General features: G+C 71.3%; 18 protein-coding genes. 14 read left to right on the top strand and 4 right to left on the bottom strand.

All coding sequences use genetic code 11. The features are described 5' to 3' along the window. Positions 1-12 precede the first annotated feature (12 nt). Both ASF41_RS08230 and ASF41_RS08225 read left to right on the top strand, forming a co-directional pair. On the top strand, positions 13-1,050 hold the full coding sequence (locus ASF41_RS08230; RefSeq protein WP_056492308.1) for a polyphosphate kinase 2 family protein: 1,038 nt from the start codon (positions 13-15) through the stop codon (positions 1,048-1,050). Between the two features lie 76 nt (positions 1,051-1,126). Next, positions 1,127-2,290 (top strand): AAA family ATPase, encoded by a 1,164-nt coding sequence (locus tag ASF41_RS08225; protein WP_056492305.1) that lies wholly within the window; start codon positions 1,127-1,129, stop codon positions 2,288-2,290. Between the two features lie 30 nt (positions 2,291-2,320). On the opposite strand, the gene fabI is transcribed toward ASF41_RS08225, so the two are convergent. The 3 genes from fabI to ASF41_RS08210 all read right to left on the bottom strand — a co-directional run bounded on the left by fabI (position 2,321) and on the right by ASF41_RS08210 (position 5,042). Beyond that, a complete protein-coding gene (gene fabI / locus ASF41_RS08220) occupies positions 2,321-3,163 on the bottom strand; it encodes an enoyl-ACP reductase FabI (protein ID WP_056492301.1) in 843 nt (280 codons plus the stop codon). 193 nt (positions 3,164-3,356) lie between these two features. Beyond that, the gene (locus ASF41_RS08215) at positions 3,357-4,289 is read right to left on the bottom strand and encodes a DnaJ C-terminal domain-containing protein (protein WP_056492296.1); all 933 of its coding nucleotides are present in this window, start codon (positions 4,287-4,289) and stop codon (positions 3,357-3,359) included. Positions 4,290-4,481: 192 nt separating this feature from the next. After that, positions 4,482-5,042: an RT0821/Lpp0805 family surface protein gene (locus ASF41_RS08210; RefSeq protein WP_056217756.1), complete on the bottom strand. Its 561-nt coding sequence runs from the start codon at positions 5,040-5,042 to the stop codon at positions 4,482-4,484. 103 nt (positions 5,043-5,145) lie between these two features. Between ASF41_RS08210 and pdxH the strand changes: the two genes are divergently transcribed. The 6 genes from pdxH to ASF41_RS08180 all read left to right on the top strand — a co-directional run bounded on the left by pdxH (position 5,146) and on the right by ASF41_RS08180 (position 9,394). Next, positions 5,146-5,802, top strand: a complete 657-nt coding sequence (pdxH, locus tag ASF41_RS08205; protein ID WP_274534739.1) for a pyridoxamine 5'-phosphate oxidase — start codon at positions 5,146-5,148, stop codon at positions 5,800-5,802. Positions 5,803-6,189: 387 nt separating this feature from the next. Then, a complete protein-coding gene (locus ASF41_RS08200) occupies positions 6,190-6,912 on the top strand; it encodes an SDR family NAD(P)-dependent oxidoreductase (protein ID WP_056276923.1) in 723 nt (240 codons plus the stop codon). After that, complete coding sequence (locus ASF41_RS08195) at positions 6,905-8,044, top strand: hypothetical protein (RefSeq protein WP_056492292.1); 1,140 nt, start codon at positions 6,905-6,907, stop codon at positions 8,042-8,044. The genes ASF41_RS08200 and ASF41_RS08195 overlap by 8 nt, the downstream gene beginning before the upstream one ends. Continuing rightward, positions 8,041-8,517 carry an NUDIX hydrolase gene (locus tag ASF41_RS08190; RefSeq protein ID WP_056217762.1) on the top strand — a complete coding sequence of 159 codons (477 nt, stop codon included), beginning with the start codon at positions 8,041-8,043 and terminating at the stop codon, positions 8,515-8,517. Before ASF41_RS08195 ends, ASF41_RS08190 begins: the two co-directional genes overlap by 4 nt. A gap of 47 nt (positions 8,518-8,564) precedes the next feature. Then, on the top strand, positions 8,565-8,978 hold the full coding sequence (locus ASF41_RS08185; RefSeq protein ID WP_056348310.1) for a TIGR02301 family protein: 414 nt from the start codon (positions 8,565-8,567) through the stop codon (positions 8,976-8,978). A gap of 161 nt (positions 8,979-9,139) precedes the next feature. Further along, positions 9,140-9,394: a hypothetical protein gene (locus ASF41_RS08180; RefSeq protein WP_055954093.1), complete on the top strand. Its 255-nt coding sequence runs from the start codon at positions 9,140-9,142 to the stop codon at positions 9,392-9,394. 83 nt (positions 9,395-9,477) lie between these two features. On the opposite strand, the gene ASF41_RS08175 is transcribed toward ASF41_RS08180, so the two are convergent. Further along, entirely contained in the window at positions 9,478-10,815 is a 1,338-nt protein-coding gene (locus ASF41_RS08175) for a dihydroorotase (RefSeq protein WP_056492285.1), read from the bottom strand. A gap of 116 nt (positions 10,816-10,931) precedes the next feature. Here ASF41_RS08175 and ASF41_RS08170 point away from each other — a divergent pair, with 116 nt between their 5' ends. The 6 genes from ASF41_RS08170 to ASF41_RS08145 all read left to right on the top strand — a co-directional run. Beyond that, complete coding sequence (locus ASF41_RS08170; RefSeq protein ID WP_056492282.1) at positions 10,932-11,783, top strand: folate-binding protein YgfZ; 852 nt, start codon at positions 10,932-10,934, stop codon at positions 11,781-11,783. 49 nt (positions 11,784-11,832) lie between these two features. Then, positions 11,833-12,468 carry a DNA-3-methyladenine glycosylase I gene (locus tag ASF41_RS08165; protein ID WP_056492278.1) on the top strand — a complete coding sequence of 212 codons (636 nt, stop codon included), beginning with the start codon at positions 11,833-11,835 and terminating at the stop codon, positions 12,466-12,468. Further along, the gene (locus ASF41_RS08160; protein WP_056217774.1) at positions 12,465-13,067 is read left to right on the top strand and encodes an HD family hydrolase; all 603 of its coding nucleotides are present in this window, start codon (positions 12,465-12,467) and stop codon (positions 13,065-13,067) included. Before ASF41_RS08165 ends, ASF41_RS08160 begins: the two co-directional genes overlap by 4 nt. Beyond that, entirely contained in the window at positions 13,067-13,600 is a 534-nt protein-coding gene (locus tag ASF41_RS08155) for a tyrosine phosphatase family protein (RefSeq protein WP_056492275.1), read from the top strand. Before ASF41_RS08160 ends, ASF41_RS08155 begins: the two co-directional genes overlap by 1 nt. Positions 13,601-13,779: 179 nt before the next feature. After that, entirely contained in the window at positions 13,780-14,058 is a 279-nt protein-coding gene (locus ASF41_RS08150; RefSeq protein ID WP_056492272.1) for an exodeoxyribonuclease VII small subunit, read from the top strand. A gap of 160 nt (positions 14,059-14,218) precedes the next feature. Then, a partial coding sequence (locus ASF41_RS08145) for a 1-deoxy-D-xylulose-5-phosphate synthase N-terminal domain-containing protein (protein WP_280138137.1) occupies positions 14,219-14,562 on the top strand: 344 nt, incomplete at its 3' end.

Here is a 14,562-nt window from a genome sequence, read left to right as displayed (position 1 = left end):
GCGAGTCTCATCATGTCGAAGCATCACGGCAAGCATCGGCGGGGCCAGAGTCCGGCAGAAACCGGAGCTGCCGCGTCGCAGCGTGACGTTTCGCACCGCAAGGACGCCGCGCGCGGCAAGGCGGAGCAGACGGGTGACGCCCGCCGGTCCGGGCACCGGCCGCCCTCCTCAGCGCACTGGGCCCGCGAGGCCAAGAGCCGGGCGAGCGCGGCCGGCGAAACCATCGATCCCCGCCTCGCCCCCGCCGCCCCCGGCATCGTCACCGTCCGGCCCGGGACCCGCTGTGACCTCGACGCGATCGACGCGAATGCCGATGGCGGCCTCGACAAGGAGGAGGCCAAGGCGGCGCTCGTGGCCGAGCGCGCCCGCATCGCCGCCCTGCAGGAGCGGCTCTACGCCGAGCACAAGCGCAGCCTCCTCGTGGTGTTCCAGGCCATCGACACGGGCGGCAAGGACGGCACCATCCGGGCGGTGTTCGAGGGCGTGAACCCCCAGGGCTGCCGGGTGTGGTCGTTCAAGGTGCCGAGCGCCGAGGAGGGCGATCATGATTTCCTCTGGCGCTACCACGCCAAGGCGCCGGCGCGCGGCATGATCAACGTGTTCAACCGGAGCCATTACGAGGACGTCCTCGTGGTGCGGGTGAAGGACCTCGTGCCGGAGCCGGTCTGGCGGGCCCGCTACGACCAGATCAACGATTTCGAGCGGATGCTCGCCGCCGCCGGCACCACCGTGCTCAAGTTCTTCCTCCACATCTCGAAGGACGAGCAGAAGGAGCGCCTGGAGGCCCGCCTCGCGAACCCGGACAAGCACTGGAAGTTCGATCCGGCCGACCTCGTGGAGCGCCGGTCCTGGGACGCCTACCAGGCGGCCTTCGCGGACGCGCTGACCGCGTGCTCCACGCCGCAAGCGCCCTGGCACGTGGTTCCGGCCAACCGGAAATGGTACCGCAACCTCCTCATCGCCCGCACCATCGCCGACACCCTGGAGGCGATGGACCCACGGTTTCCTGCGGCGCGAGGTGACATTGCGGGGATGACCGTGCCGGATTGATCGGGCATCCGTCGCGCAGGCGTTGTATTCGTTGGAGGCTTTGCTTCCTTGGGAGCGGGCGATTTTCGGAGGTCTCATGCTGACGGTCAGCGGCGTATCGGCGTCCGGGTACCGATCGCTGAAATCGATCCGCTTTCCGATGGATGGCCTATCTGTCTTCATCGGCGCCAATGGCGTCGGGAAGACAAACCTCTACCGTGCCCTGGAACTACTCCAATCGGCCGCGGCCGGGACCCTTACGCGGGATCTGGCCGATGAGGGCGGGATGGAATCGGCGCTTTGGGCCGGGAAACGCAGAATCGGAGACCGAGCAGGCATCACCCTGTCGGTGGACTTGGACGATCCCGACGGCGGATCTATCCCACTGACCTATGAGGTCGGGGTCGGACTGGTTCAGCAATACGTCGAGCAGGGGCAGCGGGTCAGTCTGGGAGCCGCCTTTCCGCTCGAAGCGCAGGTGAAGCGCGAAACCCTGCTGCAAAGCACAGGTCGGCGGCCGGTGACCCTGCTCGATCGAACGGGACCGAAGGGGTTCGCGCGCGGGCTCGACGGGCGCAGGCACGATCTCGCAGCGGGACTCTTCGCCACCGAGACGGCGCTGTCGGCCCTCACGGATGGCGCAGCGTTTCCCGAACTCGATGTGGTCCGTCGAACCCTTCTGGCTTGGCGCTTCCACCACGACTTTCGTACGGACAAGGACTCGGCGCTGAGGCGGCCCTGCCTGGCGGTGACCACGCCGACTCTGTCGTCGGATGCGTCTGATCTGGCAGCCGTGTTCGCAACTTTGGCGTATATCCGCCAGGATACCGTCGATCTCGACGACACAGTGGCCGACGCCTTCCCGGGCGCGCGCCTGTTCATTCCCGAACCCGATCGCCACGCGCGATTCGGACTCGTCTTTCCGGACTACCCCAAGCGCGTTTTCGAGCCCGCCGAACTCTCAGACGGGACCCTTCGCTACCTTGCCCTGGCCGGGGCGCTACTGGCTTATCGCCTTCCACCCTTCATCGCCCTGAACGAGCCGGAGACCAGCCTTCACCCGGATTTGATCGAGCCTCTGGCCCGCATGATCGTCAGGGCCTCGTCCCGGACGCAGGTCTGGTTGGTGACGCATTCCGAGCGTCTGGCCGATGCCCTTGCGCACGCGGAACGATCACGATGCCACCGGGTCGTGAAACGCGACGGCGCGACCTGGATCGACGGTCTCAAGCTGTTCGGCGAATTCGAAGACGAGGATTGAGGCAGGGCGACCCGCGTCTGGAACCCGTCCTCAGTCCTTGTCGAGGCTGAGGTCCGGGGCTTCCGGGTTCTTCATGCCGACGACGTGGTAGCCGGCATCCACGTGGAGGATCTCGCCGGTCATCCCCTTGCTCATGTCCGAGACGAGGTAGGTGGCGGTCTCGCCGACCTCCTCGATGGTCACGGTGCGCCGCAGGGGAGCGTTGTACTCGTTCCACTTCAGGATGTAGCGGAAGTCGCCGATGCCGGAGGCGGCCAGCGTCTTGATCGGGCCCGCCGAGATCGCGTTGACCCGGATCTTGGAGGGGCCGAGATCGGCGGCGAGGTAGCGTACGGAGGCCTCGAGGGCGGCCTTGGCGACGCCCATGACGTTGTAGTGCGGCATCCACTTCTCGGCGCCGTAATAGGTCAGCGTGAGGAGCGAGCCGCCGTTCGGCATCAGCTTCTCGGCGCGCTGGGCCACTGCCGTGAACGAGTAGCACGAGATCAGGAGCGACTTCGTGAAGTTCGCCTCCGAGGTCTCGACGTAGCGGCCCGTCAGCTCGTCCTTGTCCGAGAAGGCGATGCAGTGGACGACGAAGTCGATCCCCTCGGGAAACACCTCGGCGGTGGCGGCGAAGACCTCGTCGATCGAGGCCGGATCGGTGACGTCGCAATGCCCGACCACATGGGCGTCGAGTTCCCGCGCCAGGGGCTCGACGCGCTTCTTGAGGGCGTCACCCTGGTAGGTGAAGGCGAGCTTGGCGCCGTGGGCGGCCGCGCTCTTGGCGATGCCCCAGGCGATCGAGCGGTTGTTGGCGACACCGAGCACCAGGCCGCGCTTGCCGGCGAGAAGGCCGCCGACGTGATCGTGAACCGGGTGCGTGTCCGCCATGTGTCACCTGAGCGAGAGCCGTGGCGCGTGCCGACGGGCCCGTCGGGCGACGGTTCGGCGTGTTCGCGCCGGGCATCCTTAGCGGAGGCGCGCCTGGGACGGAAGTCCGGGGCCTGACAGCGCCGGGAGGCCGTCGCGGAACGGCCCGGAGGCTCGGGCCCCTGGTCGACGAACCGCGCGAGGCGACGCTCCCTCAGTCGGCCTTGGCCGCGCGCCGGGCCCGGGCGAACTCGGTGAGCGCCGCATCCTCGCCGCTGGGCAGCATCACGGCCGTGACCGCCAGGAGGTCGCCCCGGGTCCCGTCCTTCTTCGGCAGGCCCTTGCCCCGGAGGCGGAAGGTCCGGCCCGAGCCGGTCATCGGCGGGATCTTCATCTCGACGGCGCCGGTGAGCGTCGGCACCCGGATCGGGCCGCCCAGGATCGCGTCCTCCAGGGGCACCTCCACGCTGCCGCGCAGGTCCGCACCGTCCACGGTGAAGCGGGGATGGGGCAGGATGCGGATCGTCAGCAGCGCATCTCCCGGCGCGCCCCGCAGGCCGCCCGGATTGCCGAGGCCGCGCAGGCGGATGGTCTGGCCGTCGACCACGCCTTTCGGCACCACCACGTCCACGTCGCGCCCGCCCGGCAGGGAGAGGCGCAGCTTCTCTTCGCTGGCCACCTGCTCCAGGCTGACGCTGAGCTCGGCCGCCACGTCCTCGCCCTTCACGGGGCCGCGCTGCGGTCCGCCGGGGCCGGCGCCGGCGGACCGGAAGGCGTCGCCGAAGAGGTGAGAGAAGATGTCCTCGCCGATGCCGCCCCCGCCGCCCCCGCCGCCGGGGGCGCGGCCCCGCGCGGCGCTCTCGAAGTCGAAGCCGCTTCCGCCGCCGCCGCGCCCGCCAAAGCCCTCGAAGCCCGTGGCGCGCGGCTTGCCGTCCCCGTCGATCTCGCCGCGGTCGAACTGCGCGCGCTTGCCCGCATCACCCAGGATCTCGTACGCGCTGTTGGCCTCCGCGAAGCGGTCCTTGGCCTTGGCGTCGTCCTGGTTGCGGTCGGGATGGTAGGCCTTCGCCAGCTTGCGGTAGGCCTTCTTGATGTCGGCTTCGCTGGCGCCCTTGGAGACACCCAGCACGTCGTAGGGATTTCGCATCGGTCTTCAGGATTCTCGGTGCCGCCTGGGGCCGGGCGTGGGCCCGGCGCCTTCGGATTCGTCTGTCATGTGGACGGCCTGTTGCTTCTCTGCAACGGTCTCGCGCGAGAATTCGCTGCGATTGGCGCGGCGTCAACGCTTCTGTTCGCACTGTGATCCGAATGGACCCGCCATGGCGCGCCGAGACCGCCCTCAGGACGACGCCTTCGCCGCCCGCACCTTGGTCAGGGTCCAATCGCCGCCGGAGGGCTTGCAGCCGGTCCCGCGCACGAAGCGGCTGCCCGCCGGCGAGATGACGGAGGCCAGGAAGTCGCGGCAGACGAGGTCGTTGGCGACGTAGGGCAGACCGGTGGGATTCACCGAGCCGCGCAGGGTCGTTTCCGGGTTGTCCCACTTCACCGGACGGCCGTTGCCCTGCGGATCGAGGGCGACGGCGAGCGCCGCGTTGGCGCGGCGCCAATCCTCGGCGCCGAGGTCGTTGCCGAAGCCCAGCGGGTGCTTGTCGATGCTACCCGTGATCGTCGGCTCGTCCGGCAGCGCCGCGCTCGTTTTGTCGCCGCGCTTGGCCGCCACGGCCACGGCGCCGGCCGCCGTCTCCTCCGCCTGGAAGGTGATGATCGGCAGGCCGCAACCGCTCAAGCCAAGCAGCACGCTGAGGCCGATGGCCCGCGTGGTCCGTTGCGGCACGGTCCGCGACCGGCGGCGGACACGAATTTCCGGGACGGCTTGGGCTTTACAGTCGCGCCGACGCATTACACCTGATCTCAAACGACGTGTTGGGCCGAAACGTTCGTGTCCCACGTCGGTGCCCCCGACCCGGATCTCACCACAGGATTACGCCTTGGAACGGTTAAGGATCGATGATCCCGCTTCCCGCAGCGCGGCCGAAAACGCCTCGGGGCCCGAAGGCGACTTCACCCGCGCCACCGATCCCTGGGCCCTGTTCGCGGCCTGGATGGCCGAGGCCGAAGCCTCGGAGCCCAATGATCCCAACGCCATGGCGCTGGCCACGGCCGGTGCCGACGGCCTGCCGGACGTGCGCGTGGTCCTGCTGAAGGGCGTCGATGCGCGCGGATTCGTGTTCTACACCAACGTCGATTCCGCCAAGGGCGACGAGCTGCGCGAGAACCCGCAGGCCGCCCTGGTGCTGCATTGGAAGAGCCTGGGCCGTCAGGTCCGCGCCCGCGGCCCCGTGACCCGGGTCACGGCCGAGGAGGCGGATGCCTACTTCGCCAGCCGCGCCCGCAACAGCCGCCTCGGGGCCCATGCGAGCCGCCAGTCGCGCCCCCTGGCCGACCGGGCGACCCTCGAGCGCGCGGTCGAGGCCCTGGCCGAGCGCTACGGCGAGGGCCCGGTGCCGCGTCCGGAGAACTGGACGGGCTTTCGCATCGCGCCGGTCTCGATCGAGTTCTGGCAGAACGGCCCCTTCCGCCTGCACGATCGCGTTCGCTTCACCCGCGACGGCGAGGCTTCCGATGGCGGGGCCTGGCGCGGGGCGCGTCTCTATCCCTGAGGCGGATCGACGGCTCCTAGCTGGTTTCCTGGACCGGATCGCCGGCCCTGGCCTGATTCCTGGACCGGATCGACGGCCCTCGGCCGGATTCCTGTACGAGATCGACGGCCCTCGGCCGGATTCCTGTACGAGATCGACGGCCCTCGGCCGGATTCCTGTACGAGATCGACGACCCTCGGCCGGATTCCTGTACGAGATCGACGGCCCTCGGCCGTCGGCGCGCCGGCCCCTTGGTGCGTCGCGGGATGACCCTGGATTTTAGCCCCCGCGCCCCTTAGACCTGGGGGTGGCGTGGGGGTTTCTCGGCGGCACGGCGGTTCCGCCGGCCGGACGCCTCCCGATCCTGAAGGAACGGTCTTGGCCTCATCCAACGAACGCCGGCGCATCATGCTGCTCACGGGGGCGAGCCGTGGGATCGGCCACGCCACCGTCAAACGGTTCTCGGCCGCCGGCTGGCGGGTGATCACCTGCTCGCGCCATCCCTTCCCGGAGAACTGTCCCTGGGAGATGGGCCCGGAGGATCACCTCCAGGTCGATCTGTCCGACCCCCAGGATACGGTGCGGGGCATCGAGGAGGTGGCCGGGCGCCTGGCCGCCGAGGGCGGCCTCCTGCACGCGCTGGTCAACAATGCCGGCATCTCGCCGAAGGGCCCGCTGGGCGAGCGCCTGGGTGCCATCGCCACCGAGTTCGGAGACTGGCAGCGGGTGTTTCAGGTCAACCTCTTCGCCCCCCTCCTCCTGGCCCGCGGCCTCTGCGAGGAGCTGACCCGGGCCAAGGGCTCCATCGTCAACGTCACGTCGATCGCGGGCTCCCGCGTGCATCCCTTCGCGGGCGCTGCCTACGGTACCTCCAAGGCGGCCCTGGCCGGCCTGACCCGTGAGATGGCGAGCGACTTCGGCCCCCTCGGCGTCCGCGTGAACGCCATCTCGCCCGGAGAGATCGACACCGCGATCCTGTCGCCGGGCACCGACAAGATCGTCGCCGGCATCCCGCAGCGCCGCCTCGGCACGCCCGACGAGGTCGCCAAGGCGATCTACTTCCTGTGCACCGAGGCCTCCTCCTACGTGAACGGTGCCGAACTGCACATCAACGGCGGCCAGCATGTCTGAACGGGGGGCGCGCCGCGCGCTTCTCGTCGGGCTCCTGATCGCCGCATCCCCCGCCGGCGCGGAGCCGTCGGTGGCGATCCTCGACCTGCCGTTCCGAGCCCGTGCCCTGCGGGGGCCCGGCAGCGAGGTCGCGATCGCGGTGGCGACCTCCGGCCTGCTGCCCCTCGCCCGCTCCCGCAGCGCCAATCCGGCGGTCGTCGAGCCCGAGGCGCCGATCGCCGTGGTCTGGGGCGATGCCGGCGGCGCGGCCCTCAGCCTCGTCGACGGGCAGGTGACCACCACCCTGCTCGGCGCCGAGGCGGTGGAGGGGCTGGCGGCCACCGAGACCCCGCGCGGCGCCCTGCCCGGCTCCCGGCGCGCGGTCTCCGGCGCCTTGAGCGCCCATCTGGCGGATCCCCGGCCGGCCCTGACCGGCGGCCCCGAGCAGGCCGGCACCCTCGTGATCCGCGAGCGTCAGCCCGTGGCGATGGGCGGCGACCCGAAGCCCGTGCCGGTCGTGACCACCCCTCTCTCGGCCGCACCCGACGCGGCCTTCGCCCTGCGCCGGCCGCGGATCGCCCGGCTGGACGGCAAGCCCATCGTCCTCGCGGTCACGGTCGCGCCCGCCGGCGGGGCCGCCCTCGCCCTGTTCGCCAAGGCCGAGCCCGGTGCCGCGGCGACGCCCGGAGTCGCCTGGACCCTGCTGGCCCGCAGTCCGGAGCAGGCCACCGGCCCGGGAGGCCAGCCCCTGAAGCCGGCTGCCATCGCGGATTTCTCCGGCACCGGCCGGCCCCAGATCGCGACCGTGGCGGCCCCCGACGGCGCCGGCCAGCTGCAGCTCTGGGCCCTGGAGGCCGGCGCCCTGCGCCTGGCCCGGGAGGCGCCGGGCTACACCAACGTCTCCCCGGGCGAGGGCGAGGTCGACCTCGCGGCCCTGGTCGAGCCGGAGCGCGAGGGCGCGCCCGAGCTGGCCCTGCCGATCGCGGACCGGAGCGCCGTGGCGATCCTCTCCCTGAAGGAGGGCGTCCGCGAGCGGTCGCGTGCCCCCCTGCCCGGCCTCGCCGCCTTCGGGCTGGCCAGCCTCGGCCGTGGCCCCGCCACCCGCCTCCTCGTCGGCCTCTCCGACGGGCGCATCGCCGTGGTGACGCCGTGAGCGGGACCGATCCGGAGGCGGCCGCGTCGCGCCTGTTCCCGACGCGGCCCTTCGTCGGCACCTCGATCGCAGTCCTGCGCGACGACCGTGTGCTCCTCGCCGCCCGGGCCAACGAGCCGATGCGCGGCGTCTGGACCCTTCCCGGCGGCCTCGTCGAGGCGGGCGAGCCCCTGGCCGAGGCGGCCCTGCGCGAATTGCAGGAGGAGGTCGGGCTGTCGGCCGAGGTCGTGGGCGTGCTCAGCCCCACCGAGATCATCCTGCGCGACCCCGAGGGCCGCGTGCGCCACCACTACGTCGTCCATCCCCACGCGGCCCTCTGGACCGGCGGCGAGCCGGCGGCCGGCCCGGAAGCCCTGGGCGTGCGCTGGGCCACCCTCGCCGAACTCGAGACCCTGGCGACGACCCCCGGCCTCGCCGCGACCGTTCGCGAGGCCTTCGTCCGGGCCGCCCCACGCGCGGAGCCCGCGGCGTGACGGTTCGTGGTGCGGGGATCGTGATCCTGTGCGGCCTCGCCGTGCTGATGGCCGGGCCGGAGGCCGGGTTCGCCCAGCAATCCCGCGGCGGCTCGTCCCGGCCTGCGCCGAAGCCGTCCGAGAAGGAGAAGGAGCCGCCGCCCGCGCCCGAACCGCCGCCCGCGCCCTACGACCGGGACCTGCTCCGTCTCTCGGAGGTCATCGGCTCCCTCGCCTTCCTGCGCGACCTCTGCACCGCGCCCGATGCCGCCGAGTGGCCGGCCCGGATGAAGGCCTTGATGGAGGCCGAGGGCGTGACCCCGAGCCGGCGCGACCGGCTCGCCGGCGCCTACAATCGCGGCTATCGCGGCTACAGCCTGACCTACCGGGTCTGCACCCCCGCGGCCAACGAGGCGGCCGCCCGCTACGTGGCCGAGGGCGAGCGCCTGTCGCACGCCCTGGCGAGCCGGTTCGGCGGGTAGTGATGCCGGTTGGCCACAGGGTGCGGGCCGCGGGCGGAAACGAAGAATTTGAGTGCCCGCGTTAACCGCTTCGCAATTCCTGGCTTTGCGAACTCCTCCGATCGCCCTATCCTCGTGGTTACTCGCCGGGTCGTTCACCGGCGCAAACGATGATGTGGCCCATGCACATGGATACGGTCTCCGCGCCCTTCGAGGCGGATCTCGACGACAAGCGCGTCGCCTTGAGCTACGTCTCGGAAGCGTTCGCCGAGGGCTGTCTCGACGGGCTCGACGGCGACTGCATGGCCCAGGCCGCCCTGTTCGCGGCCTTCCAGGAACTCGTCACGACCTATGGCGAGGAGGCCACGGCCCGCTACGCCGAGGGCTTCCCGGACCGCATCCGCGGCGGCGCCTTCACCACCAGTCCGCAGCATTAACGAAGCCGGGCGCCGCGGCGCTTCACCGGCGCGGACGACCGAAGGGCAGGCGCCGGGCGCCTGCCCTTTTTGCTGCGCCGGACTCAGGCCCGAGGCAGGGCCTCTTCGAACAGCACCGCCTCGCCGCGGGACGGCGCGGTCAGGGCCCCCTCCCACATCACGCCGTTGCCGCGCACCAGGGTGCCCACCGGCCAGCCCGTCACGGTGACGCCGTCATAGGGCGTCCAGCCGCATTTCGAGGCGATCCACTCGTTGCGAATGGTCTCGCGGCGCTTGAGGTCCACCACCGTCACGTCGGCGTCGTAGCCGACCGCGAGCCGCCCTTTCCGGGCGATGCCGAACAGGCGCTTGGGGCCGGCGCTGGTGAGGTCGACGAAGCGGGCGAGCGACAGCCGGCCGGCGGCGACGTGGTCGAGCATGATCGGCACCAGGGTCTGCACGCCGGTCATGCCCGAGGGCGAATCCGGGTAGGGCTTGGCCTTCTCCTCGAGGAGGTGCGGCGCGTGGTCTGAGCCGAGGATGTCGGCGACGCCCTGGGACAGGCCGTGCCAGAGGCCGTCGCGGTGGTCGGCCCCGCGCACCGGGGGGTTCATCTGCACCAGGGTGCCGAGGCGGGCATAGGCCTCGTCGCCGTCGAGGGTGAGGTGGTGGGGCGTGACCTCGCAGGTCGCCACGTCCTTGGCGTCAGCCAGGTACGCCATCTCCTCCTTCGTCGAGATGTGCAGGATGTGGATGCGGGCACCCGTGGCCCGGGCGATGCGCACGAGGCGCCGGGTCGCCGTCAGGGCGGCCTCCGGCGAGCGCCAGACCGGGTGTGAGGACGGATCGCCCGGCACGCGCCGGTCCTTCTGCGCCCGCAGCATCGGCTCGTCCTCGGCGTGGAAGGCCGCGCGCCGGCGGGTCCGCTTCAGGATCTCGGTGACGCCCGCATCATCCTCGACCAGCAGCGAGCCCGTGGAGGAGCCGACGAACACCTTGATGCCGGCGGCGCCCGGCAGGCGCTCGAGTTCGGGAACCCGATGCGCGTTCTCGTGGGTGCCGCCGACCCAGAACGCGAAGTCGCAATGCATCCGATGGTGCGCTCGGGCGACTTTGTCGGCCAGGGCCTCGGCGCTGGTGGTGAGCGGGTTGGTGTTCGGCATCTCGAACACCGTGGTCACGCCGCCCATGACGGCGGCGCGCGAGCCCGATTCGAGGTCTTCCTTGTGGTCGAGCCCCGGCTCGCGGAAATGCACCTGGCTGTCGATGACGCCGGGCAGCAGGTGCAGGCCGGTGCAGTCGCGCCGCTCGGCGGCTTGCGCCGCCGCGAGGTCGCCGATCGCCGCAATGCGTCCGGCGCGGATGCCGAGGTCGGCGCGTTGCGCGCCGTCCTGGTTCACCACGGTGCCGCCGGTGAGGAGGAGGTCGAAGGGCTGGTCCATTCCGAATCTCCTGGGGCCGTCCGCGTTCCGGACGCACATTGAGACGGGGTCGCGGGCGGCTTATGTCAGGCCCGGACGGGGCGCAATGCCGCCGCCGCTTGTGTCAAGGAGCCGCCATGCCGATCGCCCTGCTGCCGGACCGCACCGTCGTCACCGTCTCGGGCGAGGACGCGACGAGCTTCCTGCAGGGCGTGGTGACCTGCAACGTCGAGACTCTCGAGCCCGGCGAGGCCCGCCTCGGTGCGCTCCTGACGCCGCAGGGCAAGATCCTGTTCGACTTCCTCGTCGGCCGCACGCCGGAGGGCTTCCAGCTCGACGCCGCCGCCGAGCGCGCGCCCGACCTCGCCAAGCGCCTCGGGCTCTACCGCCTGCGCGCCCGGGTGACGATCGCTCTCGAGCCCACCTTCGGTGTGGCCGCCGCCTGGGACGGGGCCGAGACCGCTGCCGCGGTGACCCGCCGGCGCGACGGCCGCCTCGGGGCGCTGGGCGAGCGCCTGATCTTCGCGCTCGGCGCCTTCTCGGCGGATGCGACCGAGGCCGATTACCACGCCCACCGCATCGCCCTCGGCATCCCGGAGGGCGGGCGCGACTTTCCCTGGTCCGACGCCTTCCCGCACGAGGCTCTGATGGACCAGCTCGGCGGCGTCGACTTCCGCAAGGGCTGCTATGTCGGCCAGGAGGTGGTCTCGCGCATGCAACATCGCGGCACGGCCCGGACCCGGATCGTCCCCCTGGTCGCGGTCTCGGACGAGGTGCTGCAGACCGGGGCCGAGATCACCGCCGGGCAGCGTGCGCTCGGCACCGTCGGCAGCGTCGCGGGCGGCCGGGCCCTCGGCACCGTGCGCCTCGACCGCCTCGCCGACGCCCTGGCGGCCGGTGAGCCCCTGCGGGCGGGTACGGTTCCGGTCGGGGTCGAGAAACCGTCCTTCGCGACTTTCGCTTTTCCCGAAACCGCGCTGGCCGGCTGACGCAGCCCCAACATCGACGCCGCCGCCCTGCCCGGCTAAACCCTCGGCGATGCTCACCGACGCCTCCGGCCTGATCCACCATCCCGACGGCTGCGCCCGCTGCTGGTGGGCCGGCCTCGACCCCGTCTACGTCGCCTATCACGACACCGAATGGGGCGTGCCGGAGCGGGACGGCCGTGCCCTCTACGAGAAGCTGATCCTCGACGGCTTCCAGGCCGGCCTGTCCTGGATCACCATCCTGCGCCGGCGCGAGGGATTCCGCCGCGCCTTCGCGGGCTTCGACCCTGAGGCGATCGCGCGATTCACGGACACGGACGTCGCCCGTCTCATGCAGGATACCGGCATCATCCGGAACCGGGCCAAGATCGTCGGCACGATCGCGGGTGCCCGGGCCTACCTCGCCATCGAGGCGCGCGGGCAGGGCTTCTCGGCCTTTCTCTGGGACTTCGTCGACGGCGCGCCGATCCAGGGGACGGCGCGGGATCGGGCGGGCATCGCCACCGAGACCGACATCTCGCGAAAGCTGTCCAAGGCCCTGAAGGCGGAGGGGTTCGCGTTCTGCGGGCCGACCATCGTCCACGCCTTCATGCAGGCGGTCGGCCTCGCCAACGATCACCTCCTCGGCTGCCACCGGCACGGGCCCTGCGCCGCCCTCGGGCCTCGGCCCGCCGGGGGCTCGGCATGAGCGGCGATCCCGGCCGCGCCTGGCAGCGGATGCTGTCGGGCCGGCGCCTCGACCTCCTCGACCCGGCCCCCCGCGACATCGAGATCGCCGACATCGCCCATGGGCTCGCCCGCGTCGCCCGCTGGAACGGGCAGACGGCCGGGCCGCACGTCTTCTCCGTGGCCCAGCACGCCCTGCTGGTGGAGGCCATCGGCCGCGGAGAGGCGCCGGGCCTCGGCGTCGGCCACGGCCTCGAACTGCTGCTGCACGATGCCCCCGAATACGTCATCGGCGACATCATCTCGCCCTTCAAGGCGGCGATCGGCGATTCCTACAAGGCGGTGGAGCGCCGGCTCCTCACCGCCATCCGCCAGCGCTTCGGGCTTCCCGAACCGGGCGCGGCCCTGTCCGCCCTGGTCAAGCGGGCCGACGGCATCGCCGCCTATCACGAGGCGACGCGTCTGGCCGGATTTTCCGGGGCGGAGGCCGATGCGATCTTCGGCGCCTGCGGTCCCCTCGGTCCCGAGGCCGAGGCGCTGCTGGTCCCCTGGCCCACCGCGGTGGCGCAGGCACGCTTTCTCGCCCGTTTCCATGGTCTCGCGCGCCCGGAGTCCGCCTGATGCCGCATCTTCAGGTCTGTCCTCTGTCCCGGCTGCCCGAGACCCTCGACGGGTCCGGTGCGACCCACCTGATGACCCTGATGAAGGTCGGCACCGCGATCGCCCGTCCGGTGGGGATCCCGGAGGGACGCCACTGCGTCGTGGAGGTCAGCGACATCGTCGCGCCGATGGACGGACACGTCACGCCGGGGGAGCCCCACATTGCGCAGATCCTCGACTTCGCGCGAACCTGGGACCGGGCCCAGCCCCTGCTGATCCACTGCTATGCGGGCATCAGCCGCTCGACGGCGGCGGCCTACATCGTCGCCTGCGCCCTGGCCCCGGACCGCGACGAGGCCAAGATCGCCCAGGCGCTCCGGGCCGCCGCCCCGTCGGCGACGCCCAACGCCCTGTTCGTGGCCCTCGCCGATCGCATGCTGGACCGCGATGGCCGGATGGTCGCGGCGATCGCGGAGATCGGTCGCGGCGCGGAGGCCTTCGAGGGTGAGCCGTTTCGGCTGGACTTCAGCTCCGACCTCCAAGTCGTCGCGTAAGCACTTCGAAGAGAAAGCGATCCGGCTTCGGGCGTCCCGCCTGTCGTCGCGCAGAAACCGGGGGGCGAGGTGTGGCGCAAACGCCGCCCCGGACAACGAAACGACGATCCACCGGCCGGATCGGGTTGTCGGCTTCCGGGCCCGCGGCTTAGACCGTCAGAATCATGGGGTAGTTTAGAATGAGTGTCACGCGACCCGACGTTGCGTCGACGTCCGGTACGGACGAGCCGGGCCTCGACCTGCCCTTCGAGAAGGCGTTGGAGCAACTCGAGGACATCGTGCGCCGCCTGGAGAAGGGGGATGTCCCCCTCGACGAATCGGTGGCGATCTACGAGCGCGGCGAGGCGCTGAAGCGCCACTGCGAAGGGCTGCTGCAGAAGGCCGAGGCACGCATCCAGAAGATCACCCTGGGTACCGACGGCAAGGCGGCGGGCGTCGCGCCCCTCGACGTCGAGTAGGGAGCGGTTCCGCTTCCGATCGAAATTCTTCATTGGCGCCAAGTGATTGCGCGCATGTTTTCCCTCCGGGCGTGAGGTTGGTTCGGTGTCACGGCAAGAAACCTCGCAAGAGAAGTCCTCGCAAGACAAGATCGCGCCGGAGCGGGCGCAAGCGACCGCGGTGACCGCGTCGGAGGCGACGGCGATCCTGGACGGTCTGGCGGAGCCTTCGGCGCTGCGTCTGTTGCCGGAGAGCCAGCTTCAGGCGGTGGCGGACGCGGTGCGCACCGAGATGATCGACGCGGTCTCGGTCACGGGCGGGCATCTGGGCTCCGGGCTCGGCGTGGTCGAGCTGACGGTGGCGCTGCACCACGTGTTCGACACCCCCGACGACCGCATCGTCTGGGACGTCGGCCACCAGGCCTAYCCGCACAAGATCCTCACCGGCCGGCGCGACCGCATCCGGACGCTGCGCCAGCCCGGCGGCCTGTCGGGCTTCACCAAGCGCTCGGAGAGCGTCTACGA

Origin of the sequence: Methylobacterium sp. Leaf111, from assembly GCF_001423285.1 — a bacterium.
In the GTDB taxonomy this organism is placed as follows: Bacteria; Pseudomonadota; Alphaproteobacteria; order Rhizobiales; family Beijerinckiaceae; genus Methylobacterium.
The sequence above is the reverse complement of the archived record's forward strand: the minus strand, read 5'-3'. Positions and strand labels throughout refer to the sequence as shown.

Excerpts from the sequence above, each read along its gene's own strand:
- ASF41_RS08230 (WP_056492308.1), top strand. The coding sequence starts at position 13 with ATGTCGAAGCATCACGGCAAGCATCGGCGGGGCCAGAGTCCGGCAGAA.
- ASF41_RS08225 (WP_056492305.1), top strand. The coding sequence starts at position 1,127 with ATGCTGACGGTCAGCGGCGTATCGGCGTCCGGGTACCGATCGCTGAAA.
- fabI (WP_056492301.1), bottom strand. The coding sequence starts at position 3,163 with ATGGCGGACACGCACCCGGTTCACGATCACGTCGGCGGCCTTCTCGCC.
- ASF41_RS08215 (WP_056492296.1), bottom strand. The coding sequence starts at position 4,289 with ATGCGAAATCCCTACGACGTGCTGGGTGTCTCCAAGGGCGCCAGCGAA.
- ASF41_RS08210 (WP_056217756.1), bottom strand. The coding sequence starts at position 5,042 with ATGCGTCGGCGCGACTGTAAAGCCCAAGCCGTCCCGGAAATTCGTGTC.
- ASF41_RS08200 (WP_056276923.1), top strand. The coding sequence starts at position 6,190 with ATGCTGCTCACGGGGGCGAGCCGTGGGATCGGCCACGCCACCGTCAAA.
- ASF41_RS08195 (WP_056492292.1), top strand. The coding sequence starts at position 6,905 with ATGTCTGAACGGGGGGCGCGCCGCGCGCTTCTCGTCGGGCTCCTGATC.
- ASF41_RS08185 (WP_056348310.1), top strand. The coding sequence starts at position 8,565 with ATGGCCGGGCCGGAGGCCGGGTTCGCCCAGCAATCCCGCGGCGGCTCG.
- ASF41_RS08180 (WP_055954093.1), top strand. The coding sequence starts at position 9,140 with ATGCACATGGATACGGTCTCCGCGCCCTTCGAGGCGGATCTCGACGAC.
- ASF41_RS08175 (WP_056492285.1), bottom strand. The coding sequence starts at position 10,815 with ATGGACCAGCCCTTCGACCTCCTCCTCACCGGCGGCACCGTGGTGAAC.
- ASF41_RS08170 (WP_056492282.1), top strand. The coding sequence starts at position 10,932 with ATGCCGATCGCCCTGCTGCCGGACCGCACCGTCGTCACCGTCTCGGGC.
- ASF41_RS08165 (WP_056492278.1), top strand. The coding sequence starts at position 11,833 with ATGCTCACCGACGCCTCCGGCCTGATCCACCATCCCGACGGCTGCGCC.
- ASF41_RS08160 (WP_056217774.1), top strand. The coding sequence starts at position 12,465 with ATGAGCGGCGATCCCGGCCGCGCCTGGCAGCGGATGCTGTCGGGCCGG.
- ASF41_RS08155 (WP_056492275.1), top strand. The coding sequence starts at position 13,067 with ATGCCGCATCTTCAGGTCTGTCCTCTGTCCCGGCTGCCCGAGACCCTC.
- ASF41_RS08150 (WP_056492272.1), top strand. The coding sequence starts at position 13,780 with ATGAGTGTCACGCGACCCGACGTTGCGTCGACGTCCGGTACGGACGAG.